General features: G+C 37.1%; 11 protein-coding genes. 6 read left to right on the plus strand and 5 right to left on the minus strand.

Annotated elements, in window-relative coordinates; genetic code table 11:
• Positions 1–239: 239 nt before the first annotated feature.
• On the minus strand, positions 240–2,075 hold the full coding sequence (locus tag BGC7_RS14185) for a DUF4139 domain-containing protein (RefSeq protein ID WP_050702266.1): 1,836 nt from the start codon (positions 2,073–2,075) through the stop codon (positions 240–242).
• 170 nt (positions 2,076–2,245) lie between these two features.
• The gene (locus BGC7_RS14190; RefSeq protein WP_050702267.1) at positions 2,246–2,752 is read right to left on the minus strand and encodes a DUF6146 family protein; all 507 of its coding nucleotides are present in this window, start codon (positions 2,750–2,752) and stop codon (positions 2,246–2,248) included.
• Positions 2,753–2,994: 242 nt separating this feature from the next.
• Here BGC7_RS14190 and BGC7_RS14195 point away from each other — a divergent pair, with 242 nt between their 5' ends.
• Together BGC7_RS14195 and BGC7_RS14200 are read left to right on the plus strand one after the other, a co-directional pair.
• Entirely contained in the window at positions 2,995–6,453 is a 3,459-nt protein-coding gene (locus BGC7_RS14195) for a DUF2723 domain-containing protein (protein ID WP_050702268.1), read from the plus strand.
• A gap of 64 nt (positions 6,454–6,517) precedes the next feature.
• Positions 6,518–7,129 (plus strand): polysaccharide deacetylase family protein, encoded by a 612-nt coding sequence (locus BGC7_RS14200; protein ID WP_050702319.1) that lies wholly within the window; start codon positions 6,518–6,520, stop codon positions 7,127–7,129.
• A gap of 76 nt (positions 7,130–7,205) precedes the next feature.
• Here the strand turns inward: BGC7_RS14200 and BGC7_RS14205 are convergent, their stop codons facing one another.
• Together BGC7_RS14205 and BGC7_RS14210 are read right to left on the minus strand one after the other, a co-directional pair.
• Entirely contained in the window at positions 7,206–8,123 is a 918-nt protein-coding gene (locus BGC7_RS14205; protein ID WP_050702269.1) for a hypothetical protein, read from the minus strand.
• 10 nt (positions 8,124–8,133) lie between these two features.
• A complete protein-coding gene (locus tag BGC7_RS14210; protein WP_050702270.1) occupies positions 8,134–9,774 on the minus strand; it encodes a fumarate hydratase in 1,641 nt (546 codons plus the stop codon).
• A 214-nt stretch (positions 9,775–9,988) separates the two neighbouring features.
• Here BGC7_RS14210 and BGC7_RS14215 point away from each other — a divergent pair, with 214 nt between their 5' ends.
• Complete coding sequence (locus BGC7_RS14215) at positions 9,989–11,137, plus strand: hypothetical protein (protein ID WP_157258738.1); 1,149 nt, start codon at positions 9,989–9,991, stop codon at positions 11,135–11,137.
• Here the strand turns inward: BGC7_RS14215 and purN are convergent.
• Complete coding sequence (gene purN, locus BGC7_RS14220; RefSeq protein WP_050702272.1) at positions 11,134–11,712, minus strand: phosphoribosylglycinamide formyltransferase; 579 nt, start codon at positions 11,710–11,712, stop codon at positions 11,134–11,136. The two genes, BGC7_RS14215 and purN, sit on opposite strands and share 4 nt — an antisense overlap.
• Positions 11,713–11,866: 154 nt before the next feature.
• Here purN and BGC7_RS14225 point away from each other — a divergent pair, with 154 nt between their 5' ends.
• The 3 genes from BGC7_RS14225 to rnc are packed head-to-tail and all read left to right on the plus strand — an operon-like array spanning position 11,867 to position 14,251.
• Positions 11,867–12,103 (plus strand): acyl carrier protein, encoded by a 237-nt coding sequence (locus tag BGC7_RS14225; RefSeq protein ID WP_006798850.1) that lies wholly within the window; start codon positions 11,867–11,869, stop codon positions 12,101–12,103.
• Positions 12,104–12,124: 21 nt separating this feature from the next.
• On the plus strand, positions 12,125–13,387 hold the full coding sequence (fabF, locus tag BGC7_RS14230) for a beta-ketoacyl-ACP synthase II (RefSeq protein WP_050702273.1): 1,263 nt from the start codon (positions 12,125–12,127) through the stop codon (positions 13,385–13,387).
• A 6-nt stretch (positions 13,388–13,393) separates the two neighbouring features.
• Positions 13,394–14,251, plus strand: coding sequence for a ribonuclease III (gene rnc, locus BGC7_RS14235; RefSeq protein WP_050702274.1), 858 nt, complete (start codon positions 13,394–13,396; stop codon positions 14,249–14,251).
• Positions 14,252–14,256: the final 5 nt, after the last annotated feature.

Below are 14,256 nucleotides of genomic sequence, written 5' to 3' on the forward strand. Positions count from 1 at the left end.
TTATATGATACCCAAGCTTAAGGTTGTTTAAATAGGGTTAACGACAGTTCTTTTATCCGAGGTAAATATATGTATCTTTATTTTATACAAGGGGGTAAAATAATCCACAATAGGTGCAATATAGTCCAAATTACTTATTGCCAGATGATTGTTGTTTTGCTCTTATATAGAAGTAACCCCTAAAAGCCAAACTGACTTTTAGGGGCTACTTTATGGAAAGAAGTCGTATCTTTTCCTGTCTATAGGTTTATATTGCTTCCTTTCGGATATTTTACACTATAGCTTATTTGATAAGTTTTTGTTTCGCCTGCTTCTATCTTTTCTTCCCATGTTACAACTCCGAGCTCCTCTATGTTTGCAGTCCAAGGGGTAGTGTCTTTCGAGATTAGTTCTACTTCGATATTCTTATTTGTCGAAATCGGATACTGGTCTTTTAGCGTCATCTGTATTGGTTTGTTCTGATTGTTGCGTACAGTAAGGCGATACGAGAATACCTGCTTGGTGTCATTCCCAAGAAAACGGGTGCTACTGAAATCCTGAAGCTTTTCTCGTTTTACACTTACACGCTTGTCTGTACCCAAAGTAAGGGCGAGTTTTTTCTGTGTCGATCGTGCATCAATAAGTGATTCACCTACATATGTGCCATCGTATGTAATATTTGCTTTCCCACTAAGGAGATTCAATTTTTCCCAGTCCGATATTTCAGCAAGCAAGTATGTTTCTCCGTCTAACTTTGGTGCGCAATAATACTTATATTCAGCACTAGTCTCTTTTGTATGCAGATCTATGTTTTGTTCTTTTCCATTCCCCGGGATACTATATGGGAGGTCTATATTATATACCATATTCAACTCGTTTTCAGACTGAGATATGTAGTCGTCCATACTTTTGGTAGTGACAACAACTACACCGTTACTAGCTTGCGAGCCATACATGGCAGTAGCTGAAGCATCTTTCAGTACACTTATATCTTTTATCATGCTTTGATCTAAAGAAGCTATATATTCTGCATCTACAGCATTACCATCTACAATATAGAGAGGGACAGCATTGTTATTCATGGAAGATACACCTCTAATTGCAATAGCTGGTGTTTGCTCTCGCTTCTCGTCATATGAATATGAGTTCTGAACAGCTACTCCGGCCATTTTTCCAGATAAAGATAATAGAGGACTCGATTGCATTGGGCGTGGAGTCGGTTTGTTGTAATCTAAGAACCATGCTTTAAACAAAGGTGCAATTTTCCCGCTACTAGGGGTCGATGTAGAAAGGGTTAGCTTTACTTTCTCCCAATCCAAACCTGTAGTTTGTCTGACTTTCGATTTTGCCTGTATTTTGATCGGTTTGTCTGTGGATGCGATATTGATGTCATAATATGGCGTCCAACTTGCAGCAGTGGTATAGTAGGATATAATAAAATTTGCTGCTCCTGCTATTGGAGATGTCAGATTCAGTTTTAGTACACCAGAAGTTTTATTGTTTTTTGTCGATTCCAGTTCCTGTTGACTTTCTAATCTCTCTATAGCTTCTTCGTAGTCAGTTTTCTTTTTGTTATCTGTGGTTTGAATAGATTGTAGTTCGCCTGATTTTATTTTGTAATAGTCCATAGTTTTTACAAGCTCGTCTATTCCTAATCCTTTTTCAGAACCCGACACATTTTTTTCCGTTCCTTTCTGTAACAGTCCAATCAGGTTTTCTGTTATTTTGATATCTGTCTCTATCTGATTTAGTTTTTTCTGATAGTATTTTATCGAATCGTCCAATTTTTTAGAAAAAGCATTTTTTGTTTTGTCTGCAAGATAGTCTACCGAAAACTCAGAGGCTGATATAATTGCACCATTGGTTACTTTTATTTTCAGGCTGTTTTTGTCTATGCTAGGGCTCAGATCTTCTATGTATATTTCATTTTCGCCTTTCAGTAGTGTGTATGATGCTGTGTGTGTTAGCTCAGCCCCTTGAAAAAATATTGTTGCTTCGGTCAGTTTTGCTTTTGCAGTCTTTTTATCCTGTGCACGTATATTCACAAAAAGACCTAAAATAAAAATAGTTGTAAAAAGTAATAGTTTTGTTTTCATATGTGTTTTATTTACGTTTTTTGTCAAATATATGGATTATTCTAATTGTTTGTTTTTTAACAATATAAAAAGCCTCTTTTAATTTCGTATATGTTAAACGAGCTCTTTTCCTCAACTTTAACTCTATGACAACTGATAATTAAAACACCCCTAAAGATTTAAAATATAATTTAAGTATTGGATGTAATGAGTGATATCTTATTTTGTTTTTCCATAAAACAGAAGAACATGTAAAGTGTATATTCTACATCTAGTCCATAGTCGATAGTAGGATTGTAATCAATGTTTACTTCATATATGTCAGGGTTGTAGAGGCTAGGCAACGAATGTCGTATGTTCCATTCGGTTACCATCGCACGGTTTTTGCCTTTGAGATATGTTTCAGAATAATAGCTTGATGATTTTTGAGTTGCCAAAAAAGTTTCGAATCCGGTATCAAATACAATAGCTTCGTATTCTTCTATAGACTCTTGGTTGTATATGCATACTGCTAAAGAAGAGTACAAGTCACTAAATATAGAAAAAGGAGGAACTGTAAATATTTCTGTAATATTTACGACTTCTTTTGGTTTGAGTAAAGATATGCTATTCTTTATTTTTGTATTATAAGTTTTCTTATTTTGGGCTAGACCTAAAATAGGAAAAATACAAAACAGTATAATTATAATCTTTTTCATAATCAGGCTAAATTATGACGTTTATAAATCAAATGTAAGAAATATATGATACATATCATTCACTTTTCGGATTGCTTTTTGTCAGTTTGTATAATATATTTCATTTTAAGAAGTTTTTTAATTTAACAGACAAAAACAAAGCACATGAAAACAATACTTTCAGCCTTTTAACTATCTTTGCACCCAAATATATATAAAACAACCGTTTAAATAAACGAATATTATTATATACCCGTTTCATTATGAAGAGATATAACCTGATAAACAATATTTTCGGCTGGCTTAGTTTTGCCATAGCTGCTATTGTTTACCTTATGACCGTTGAGCCGACAGCCAGCTTTTGGGACTGTGGGGAGTTTATCACATCGGCCTATAAATTGGAAGTAGGACACCCTCCGGGTGCACCATTCTTTATGCTCACCGGCAAATTCTTTTCTTTATTCGCATCTGACCCCACACAAGTGGCTATAATGGTCAATCGTATGTCGGCTTTGCTGAGTGCCCTGACTATATTATTTCTTTTCTGGACAATTACGCATCTGGCAAGAAAGCTTATATATACTAATTCGGAGAAAGAGATGTCGCTGGGGCAACTAATCGTTATCATCGGTAGTGGATTAGTCGGTGCTCTTACTTATACATTTACTGACACATTTTGGTTTTCGGCAGTAGAAGGTGAGGTTTATGCCTATTCCTCTATGTTTACGGCTTTGGTGTTTTGGTTGATACTGAAATGGGAAAATCGGGCAAACCAAACCGGATCTGATAAATGGCTGGTTCTGATTGCATATACGATGGGATTGTCTATCGGAGTCCATTTGCTCAACCTGTTGTGTATTCCTGCTATAGGATTAGTTTATTATTTTAAGAAAGCTAAAGTAATAAACGTAAAGGGTACTTTGATAGCTCTCGGTATATCTGTATTCCTTATTGTAGTATTGATGTATGGTATAATTCCTGGCTTTACGAAAGTTGGAGGCTGGTTCGAGATGCTATTTGTCAATAGCTTTGGTTTCTCTTATAATTCGGGAGCATTGACATATATATTACTGATGGCAATAACTATCGCATGGGGATTGTACGAAACACTTTCTGCTAAAGGTAGTATGCAAAGGGCTAAGATTGCTTTTGTAATCTGTATGGCTCTTAGTGGAGTAACTTTTATAGGAGACAGTATGTTGTTGTGGCTGGTTTTGCTAGGAGGCTTAATTGCATTCTTGGTTATGTCAAAACAAATCACTTTTCGCTTCTTAAATACAAGCATACTCTGTCTGATGGTGATATTGGTGGGTTATTCTTCTTTTGCATTGATACCTATTCGTTCTGTAGCCAATACGCCAATGGATCAAAATTCTCCGGAAAATGTATTTACTCTGGCTAGTTATCTTAACCGTGAACAGTATGGCGATCGTCCATTGTTTTATGGAAAAACTTATGCTTCAACAGAAGAAAGAGACTCTTCTACAGGGCGAATCACACCGGTAAGTGAAAAACAAACTTATGATAAAGTAGTAAAGAAATCGCCGGATCAGAAAGATGAATATGTTGTAACCGGAACAATTCCTACTTACGGCTATACAAATACGATGTTGGCTCCGCGTATGTACTCTACCGAAAACCGGCATCTTCTGGGTTATCAAATATGGGCAGGCGTCAAAGATACCTCTGTAGCTCCTACAATGTTTGAGAACCTGAAATTCTTTTTCGACTATCAGCTTAATTTTATGTATTTCCGTTACTTCATGTGGAATTTTTCCGGACGGCAGAATGATGTGCAGTCTGTAGGAAATATTGCTGATGGAAACTGGATTACAGGTATCAGTTTTATTGATGAACTTTTAGGTAGAGGACCGCAAGATAATTTGCCTCCTAGTATAACAGAGAATAAAGGCCACAACAAATATTATATGTTACCTTTGATATTGGGTATCTTGGGTATTGCATTCCAGTTGACACGAAAGAAGGAAGGTGAGCAACAGTTCCTTGTTACGTTCATGCTGTTCTTTATGACTGGTATTGCTATTATTATATATCTGAACCAGCAACCATTCGAGCCTCGTGAGCGAGACTATGCGTATGCCGGCTCCTTCTATGCTTTTTGTATTTGGATAGGTTTCGGGGTAGCATTTATCTGGCAGCTTCTAAAGAAGTGGTTGCCGGAGACTCCTGCTGCAGCAATAGCTACAGTGGCGGCATTGGCTATTCCTATACAAATGGGCTCTCAGAACTGGGACGACCATGATCGTTCGGGTAGATACGTGATGCGGGATTTCGGACAAAATTATCTTTTAGGATGCGAACCGAATAGTATTCTGTTTTCGATGGGAGATAATGATACATTCCCATTGTGGTATGCTCAGGAAGTAGAAGGATTCCGTACTGATGTTCGTGTATGTAATCTTAGTTATCTGCAAACAGATTGGTATGTTGACCAAATGCGCAGACAGGCTTATGATTCTCCTCCTTTGCCTATAGAGTGGGATGAAGATCGTTATCAAGGTTCGAAAGGACAATCTGCTTATGTGTTATCTAAGCAGGATATTGAGAACGTAATCAATAGAGAGTTCAAGAGTTCTAATGAGAATATGCTTAGTCGTATAAATTATTCAGACTATTACGATACAAAAGCATATAAAGATACAATGATGTTGGATGATGTGTTGAATATCCTTAAGACAAAGGATAACTACACACCTCTTAATCCGTTTGGTATAGATAAAGGAGTTATAATACCGGCCAGTGTCTTTAAAATGCCTATAAATGAGTCTAAGGTTGATTGGGCAGCCTTGGGTAGTAAACCTTCGAGTCAATTTACTTTTGATCTAGGTAGTAATAAAGGCGGGCTATACCGACAAGAAATGATGATATTGGATATGCTGAATAATATAAATAAGGATGGATGGAAACGTCCTATATATTATGCAGTTACAATCGGAGAGCCTCCATTGCGACTTAATTCTCAATCAGTTTATGAAGGTATTACTCAGCGTATTCTACCGGGAGAAGTAGACAGTACCGGAGTGAATACAGAAGCAATGTTCGATAATATGGTCAATAAATACAAATGGGGTGGAATCGAAAACCCGAAAGTATATCTTGACGAAAACAGCTTGCGCATGTGCCGCTCGTTCCGTTTGATGTTTGGAGAATTAGTACAGGCTCTTATAACACAGGGTAAGACTGATAAAGCTCTGACTGCATTGGATAAATGTATAGAAGCTATCCCCGGCAATACAGTGCCTCGTGGCATAGAGTCTGTTGCTTTTGTTGATGCATATTATCAATTGGGACATCCTGAAAAGGCTCAAAAAGTAATAGATGAAATTTTTCATAGAATTGATGGTAGCCTCCAATGGTATGCTAGTATGAAAATTGGAGATATGCGTAGTTGCAGTACAGATATAAGAGAATTTATGTCGATAAAACTACAAATCTTAGATACATATCAGCGCTTTGATAGAGAAAAATATAATGCTCTGTCTGAAAGAATAATGAATGAGACCGAACTATTCTTAAATAATGGTGTAAGCTTTGCTGACAGAAGTCATCCTTTAGATTATTTGATGAAGATAACAATGAGAGGTTATATGTTTGAAGAAGATTCGTCGATAAGAAAAAGTGAAGGAGCGTTGATGGAGCGTATAGGCGGAATGATGCATAAATATAAACCGGAGTTACTCCAGAAATATTATTCGAAATAAGAAATAAACAAACAGATTTCCTCTTTATTAATAGATGGGAATCTGTTTGTTTATAATACTAGCTATGTTTATAGAACAACCTCCTAGATTATATAGAATGCTCTTTCCTGGGGCTATATGGAGAAAGCCCGTAGAGGGACAGAAGACAGTTTATCTTACATTTGACGATGGCCCTATCCCGGAGATAACCCCTTGGGTTCTTGATTTATTACGTAAATATGATATTAAAGCTACATTTTTCTGTGTTGGAGATAATGTACGCAAATATCCCGAGATCTATAAAAGTGTTTTAAATGAGGGACATAGGGTAGGTAATCATACATTTAACCATGTGCAAGGAATCCGAAAATTTACTAAACGTTATTTGGAAAATGCTCGTTTGGCTTCTGAATATATAACTTCCGACCTTTTTCGTCCGCCACATGGGCACATGAGAATTCCTCAGTTTTTTACTTTACGCAGAGAATATAAGATTGTAATGTGGGATGTTGTAACCCGAGATTATAGTAAATTGATGACTCCGGAGAAGGTATTGGATAATGTGAAGAAGTACACCCGCGATGGATCTGTGATTGTATTTCACGATTCGCTGAAGTCGGAGCAGAATATGAAATATGCATTGCCTAGAAGTCTTGAATGGCTAAAGCAGGAAGGGTATACATTTGGCGTATTGTAAAATATTTACGGCTCTTTACCATGAGAAGTAAAAAGCCGTGAAACTCTAATTTTTAGATTGTCTTATATTATCCATTTCACCAATAGCAGCCACCTTCTACTTGGTCTGCATTCTTAGGGGTTTCATTTTCATTTGGTCTTATCCAATGCTCATTGTAAAATATATTGTAATCGGCCCTGTCATCCCATCTCTTTCCTTTGATGCCAAACATAAATTGTGTTGCCCCACCCATGTGGACAGATTTTTTACCTATATCTTTTACATGGGCTGCCAACGGAAAACCGTAAGCTCCTGCTCCAATGATAGCAATGTCGAAATCAGTTTCAGATATTTGTTTTTTCATGTGTTCAAGTGCTTCGAACCAATCTTTGAAATTGACTTTCTCTCCTGCTATGCTTTGTACGGCCTTTATTGTCTTGAGTTCAAACTCTGGTAGTACATTCGGATCTTTAAAAAGAAATTCCCTTTTTTTGTATTGAGTTGATATTGATTTGCTATATGGATGTATAACCAGAACCTTCTTTCCTGTTAAAGCCTTGTTCCATGATGGAGATATGAAAAAAGGCTCTGTAGATTGAAGAGGAATTAACTTTACTTGTCTAAAATTGTTCAATAAGAGGTTCTCTCCCTTTACAGAACAACCTAGGACATCTACTTTCGACATACAGTCTATCATTAGTTGACAGAATCTTTCAATATTAGGAACGCTATTCGAGAAAAAACCTGCATTGTTACTTAGTAAGGTTTTAGCTTTATTATTCCACCCTATAAAATTCCAGAAAAATGAAAGGCCATATTTAGATCTTTCTTTGATACTTAAATAGCGTATGACGGCATCAAGCTCTACCTTGCAAGCTCGCGCTATCATGCAGGGAGTATCCTGAATGAGTTGATCATATATTATTCTCGATCCTTCTTCTATACTTGTTGTCTCCAGATGCTCTTTCCCCTCCGGCTCCAAAAACCTATTTATCAAAGATGTCCTTATCCCCATAATCTAGATATTAACAAGATGTGCAATTGATCGGTTTCAATTGTTTGAAGAAATCATTACCTTTATCATCTACCAATATAAATGCAGGAAAATCGACAACCTCTATTTTCCATATAGCTTCCATGCCTAATTCAGGATATTCGAGGCACTCCAAGTTCTTTATGCTGTTTTGTGCTAGTATAGCAGCAGGGCCCCCGATACTTCCCAGATAGAAGCCTCCGTGCTTTTTACAAGCATCAGTTACCTGTTGGCTACGGTTTCCTTTCGCTATCATTATAAGGCTTCCGCCATGTGCTTGGAAAGAATCTACATACGAGTCCATTCTTCCCGCAGTAGTAGGCCCCATCGAACCGCTTGCATACCCTTTAGGTGTTTTTGCAGGACCTGCATAGTAGATTGGGTGATCCTTTATATATTGAGGAAGACCTTCTCCTTTATCTATTCTTTCTTGTAGCTTGGCGTGAGCTATATCTCGTCCTACTATAATCGTTCCGGTTAAAGACAGGCGAGTAGAAACCGGATATTTAGATAGCTCTGCAAGAATTTCTTTCATCGGGCGGTTCAGGTCTATTTTTATTCCTCCTCCTTCTCCCGAATTTCGCAGTTCTTCCGGAATAAGACGGGTTGGATTGTCTTCCAGTTTCTCGAGCCAAATACCATCTTTATTTATTTTACCTTTTATATTTCTATCTGCCGAACAAGACACTCCCATGCCTACAGGGCATGATGCACCATGACGAGGTAAACGTACTACTCGTATGTCGTGAGCAAAGAATTTTCCTCCGAATTGAGCTCCGAGTCCAAGCTCTTGAGCTGCCTTGAGTAATTTTGCCTCCATTTCCAAGTCACGAAAAGCCTGCCCCCCTTCATTACCCGAAGTAGGAAGACTATCGTAATATTTGGTAGAAGCCAATTTTACAACTTTTAGATTTGTTTCGGCAGAAGTTCCTCCAATAGCAAATGCAATATGATAAGGAGGGCATGCGGCTGTCCCTAACGATTTCATTTTTTCTATCAAGAATGGCTCCAGTTTTTCAGGAGTCAACAAGGCTTTGGTTTCCTGATATAGATATGTCTTATTTGCAGACCCTCCTCCTTTGGCAACAAACAAAAATTTATATTCATTTCCATTAACGGCATATAAATCTATTTGAGCAGGCAGGTTAGTACCGGTATTTACCTCTTTATACATGTCAAGAGGTGCATTTTGCGAATAACGTAAGTTGTCTTCTGTAAAAGTATTATAAACGCCTCGTGATAATGATTCTTCGTCATTACCTCCTGTCCATACATTCTGACCTTTTTTACCCATAATAATAGCAGTTCCTGTATCTTGACAGAAAGGAAGTATACCTTTTGCCGATATTTCAGAATTGCGCAGGAATGTTAGGGCTACAAATTTATCATTGTCGCTGGCTTGCGGATCCGATAGTATTTTTGCGACCTGTTCCTGATGTTCGGGGCGCAGGAGGAACTCTACATTGTGAAAAGCGTGCTGAGCCAATAATATCAGAGCTTGTGGTTCTATTTTTAAAATATCCTGCTCTCCGAATTTTGCTGTAGATACATAGTCTTTCGATAGCAGATAATACTCAGTAGTATCCTTTCCCATAGGGAATGTTTCCTGGTACTTAAATGTAGGTGTTGCCATAACTTGATGTTTAATATAATAGTTCTTAATTGTAGAACAAAAATACAAAATATATGCAACCTTTTCAAGTTTTGTCTGTCTATAAAAGACTAAAAAGAAAAGATTAAAACACTAAATTCGATAAGAGTAAATATTCGTAAATAAAAATCTTGTATCTTTGTAATTGATTGAATCAATTTAAGATAATTATTTCGTAACATGAAGCTATTATAAAATGAACACGAGTAAATATATTTTATTATCCATTATGTTGTTGTTTCCTTTGTTTGCAATGTCGCAGAGATTAAAGCCTGTGACTAAACGAGAAGCAGAACAAATAGGAAAAAAAACGTATATTTTAAGTACAGGAGAAGCCTCGAAAGTTGTTAATACTGTAGGCAGTGGTTTGGAAGATGAATATTCAAAATTTTTATTTCGAAAATCTAATACAGCAGAGCTAGATTCTATTTTTGGCGGGGTTAATTCGTCTTATGGAAATCTGGAGGAAGCAGCTATTGATGTTGACCGATTGTTGAGAGAGGTTGATCTCGAACAAAAGATAAATAAAGGTAGTAATGAATCATTAGGCTTCTGGATTGCAAAACGCAATCGGGATTTGAGAAAAAAAGAGAAAGAGGCTCAATCTATTGTAGATAACATGCCTAAAGAAGATCCTTCGATAGCAGATTTGGTTCGCAGACGCCTTCGGTTTGGAGATAAACCAACTTATTATATAAATGGGGTGGAGGTGTCGGCCTCTGTTGTAAACCAACTGTTTCAGTCTGAAATTATAAAAAGAGAATTAAGAACTACAGATACAGCGTCAGGTAATCCTAATGGTGAGATTTGGTTCTCCGTTAGCGAAAAGGCATTAGCGAGAGTTAAGATTCCGGTAGATATGACTCTGGATTATCAATTTAATGAGACTCAGATAGCATCCGGCAGGAATGATGATGAGAAGATAAATCAACTCTCTGACTATCTAATAACTAAAGAAAGAGAAGAAAGAAGATCCGGGTTGAAACCTATTCCTGTTGTTAAAAGAGAATATACGGCAGATGGTAAATATGTGGATAAGGCTGTCGTTAAAAACATAGATGTAAAAAGAGAAGAATCTACTGTTCCTACAGAAGAAAAGGAGGCGAACACTCCTTCCGGAACACGTGTTATTTCAAGAACAGTAAACTCTCAACAAGTAAATCCGACTACTTCTGGATATAATGTTCCTGCGGTTTCGGGTGCAGATAATAGAACTTCTCAGCCTGTGGTGAAACGTAGCAGAGATATAGAATCTAAGTCAGAAGCTTCTGAAAAGAAAGTAGATCAGTCAAATAGTGCTCCAAAAAAATCTGTAAAGCGAATAAAAGAAAGACATCAGAATTAAGATTGAGCTTTATCCGCTAAGATGTTCTCTATGATAACAGGAAAGTGCATATACTCTAAAGTATGCACTTTTTTTGCAACATCTTCATAACTATCTGCACTATCTACTGTACATTTTGCTTGAAAAATAATTGCCCCCTCATCATAGTTTTCATTGACATAATGTATTGTTATTCCCGATTCTGCTTCCTTATTCTCTACAACGGCTTTGTGTACATTGTCTCCATACATGCCTTTTCCTCCATATTTAGGAAGTAGGGCGGGGTGGATGTTGATAATTTTATCCGGATATGCAGAAATAAGATTTTGGGGTATTTTCAATAAGAAGCCTGCAAGAACGATGAAATCTATGTTGTTCTGCTTTAAGCATTCAAGTACCTTGTTTGTATTGTCAAACTCGTCTTTCGAAAAGGTTGCAGATTTTATACTTAGGTTTTTAGCCCGTTGATGGACGTATGCTTCTTTCTTGTTAGAAATAATAAGAGATACGGATATGTCATGACTTTCGCTGAAATATTGTGCAATATTCTCTGCGTTAGTTCCCGATCCGGAAGCAAAAATGGCTATTTTTTTCATAAGCAATATTAAGGGTATCTGCACACAAATAAAAAAAATGTGCAATTTTAACTATTTTGTCCGCAAAATATTTGTTTCATATAGATAAAAAACTGTTACTTTGCAGCGACAAAATTAGAATAAAAAATTTTATTAATAATCAAAACTAGAAATTATGTCAGAAGTAGCATCAAAAGTGAAAGCAATTATTGTTGATAAGTTAGGTGTTGAAGAATCTGAAGTAACAGATACTGCTAGCTTTACTAATGATTTAGGTGCAGATTCACTTGATACAGTGGAATTGATCATGGAATTTGAAAAAGAATTTGGTATTTCTATTCCAGATGACCAAACTGAAAAAATCGCTACAGTAGGAGACGCTGTCTCTTATATTGAAGCAAATGCGAAATAATCTTTTTTCCAATATTTACTTATGGAATTAAAAAGAGTAGTAGTAACAGGTCTAGGTTCGGTAACTCCTCTTGGCAATAATGTAGAAACTACATGGAATAATGCCATTAACGGAGTGAGTGGGGCTGGACCTATTACTCATTTTGATGCGTCAAAATTTAAAACACAATTCGCTTGCGAAGTTAAAGAATACGATCCTTCCATTTATCTGGATAGGAAAGAAATGCGCAAGTGCGATAGATATACATTACTGGCTATAGGAGCCTCAGAAGAAGCGATTGCGGATTCAAAACTTGATTTTGAAAAAGAAAATTGTGATAGGATTGGTGTAATAGTGTCTGCCGGAATCGGAGGTATTAAAACCTTTGAAGAAGAAGTATCATATTATGCTACTCACAAAGAAATGGGACCTAAATTCAATCCTTTCTTTATTCCTAAAATGATTTCGGATATAGCTTCCGGGCTAATCTCTATTCGTCATGGATTGAGAGGACCTAACTATGGAACTGTTTCGGCATGTGCATCTTCTACTCATAGTGCTATATCAGCATTCGATCATATTCGTTTGGGTAAAGCCGATGTTATGGTAGTTGGAGGAGCAGAGGCTGCGATTACAGAAGCAGGCGTTGGTGGTTTCAATGCAATGACCGCTTTATCTACTCGCAATGACTCACCTAAAACTGCATCACGTCCATTTAGTGCTAGTCGCGACGGATTTGTGATAGGGGAAGGGGCTGCATGTCTTATCTTCGAAGAACTTGAACATGCGTTAGCTCGTGGAGCTAAGATATATGCAGAAGTTATTGGTGGCGGTATGTCTGCTGATGCCTATCACCTGACAGCTTCACATCCTGATGGGTTAGGAGCAAAGTTGGTAATGAGAAATGCTTTGCAAGATGCCGGAATAAATCCGGAGGAAATGGACTATATCAATGTACATGGCACATCTACTCCTGTAGGTGATCCTTCTGAGATCAAAGCTATTAGAGAAGTTTTTGGAGATCATGCTTATAAACTGAATATAAGTTCTACCAAATCTATGACTGGTCACCTATTAGGCGCAGCCGGAGCTTTGGAAACAATGTTTTGTGTATTAGCTATTCAGAACGACATCGTACCTCCTACAATTAATTTTACTGAAGGTGATGAAGATCCGGATATTGACTACAAGCTAAATCTTACATTTAATAAGGCTCAAAAGAGACCTGTGAATGTGGCATTATCTAATACATTCGGTTTTGGTGGACATAATGCTTGTGTTATAGTTAAGAAGTTTAAGAAATAAGACATCGTGCTTAAAAAGATATATCGAGGTATAAGGCTTCTTCCTAAAAGAGGGAAGGAGCCTTATGTATCTTTTTACAAAATACTGGGATTTTATCCGTACAATATAACTCTCTACGAACAAGCCCTTTTACACAAATCGTCTTCTATAAAGCTAAAGGATGGAAGGTGGATCAATAATGAGAGGTTAGAGTTCTTGGGAGATGCTATTCTTGATGCTATTGTCGCAGATATTGTATTCAAAGAGTTCGAATACAAGAAAGAAGGTTTTCTTACAAATATTCGCTCTAAGATAGTACAAAGAGAGACACTTAACAAACTGGCGCTTGAGCTGGGTATAGATAAACTCGTAAAAACCTCTACTAAAAATACTACTCCAAATACCCATATGTATGGGAATGCTTTGGAAGCATTAATTGGTGCTATCTATTTAGATCAGGGCTATCGTATTGCTAAAAGCTTTGTCTACGAATGTCTTATTCAGCAACACTTGAATATAGAGACTGTAGCAGAACAGGAGGCTAATTATAAGTCGAGACTGATAGAATGGAGCCAGAAACAAAAAATATCAGTAAGTTTCGATTTGCTAGATAGTTTCGTCGATGAAAATAATGCTCCTGTATTCAAGACTGCGGTTTTGATTTTAGGCGAACAGGCGGGTTTAGGATCGGGCTACTCTAAGAAAGAATCGCAACAGAAAGCAGCAAAGGAAGCCTTCAATAAGTTGCAACGTAATACAGCCTTTCGAAATCATATCTTTGAGCTTCACGAACAACAGCAAATACTTCACAGTGAGACATACGCAAAAGTGCAACCCGAAGATTGCACTATATCGCCAGCAGAGTCTCATGAGGAACCTGATTGATCGGT

Source organism: Dysgonomonas sp. BGC7, assembly GCF_001261735.1.
Lineage (GTDB): Bacteria > Bacteroidota > Bacteroidia > Bacteroidales > Dysgonomonadaceae > Dysgonomonas.

Bases quoted from the DNA above. Each gene is read 5' to 3' on its own strand.
- BGC7_RS14185 (WP_050702266.1), bottom strand. From the start codon at position 2,075: ATGAAAACAAAACTATTACTTTTTACAACTATTTTTATTTTAGGTCTT.
- BGC7_RS14190 (WP_050702267.1), bottom strand. From the start codon at position 2,752: ATGAAAAAGATTATAATTATACTGTTTTGTATTTTTCCTATTTTAGGT.
- BGC7_RS14195 (WP_050702268.1), top strand. From the start codon at position 2,995: ATGAAGAGATATAACCTGATAAACAATATTTTCGGCTGGCTTAGTTTT.
- BGC7_RS14200 (WP_050702319.1), top strand. From the start codon at position 6,518: ATGTTTATAGAACAACCTCCTAGATTATATAGAATGCTCTTTCCTGGG.
- BGC7_RS14205 (WP_050702269.1), bottom strand. From the start codon at position 8,123: ATGGGGATAAGGACATCTTTGATAAATAGGTTTTTGGAGCCGGAGGGG.
- BGC7_RS14210 (WP_050702270.1), bottom strand. From the start codon at position 9,774: ATGGCAACACCTACATTTAAGTACCAGGAAACATTCCCTATGGGAAAG.
- BGC7_RS14215 (WP_157258738.1), top strand. From the start codon at position 9,989: ATGAACACGAGTAAATATATTTTATTATCCATTATGTTGTTGTTTCCT.
- purN (WP_050702272.1), bottom strand. From the start codon at position 11,712: ATGAAAAAAATAGCCATTTTTGCTTCCGGATCGGGAACTAACGCAGAG.
- BGC7_RS14225 (WP_006798850.1), top strand. From the start codon at position 11,867: ATGTCAGAAGTAGCATCAAAAGTGAAAGCAATTATTGTTGATAAGTTA.
- fabF (WP_050702273.1), top strand. From the start codon at position 12,125: ATGGAATTAAAAAGAGTAGTAGTAACAGGTCTAGGTTCGGTAACTCCT.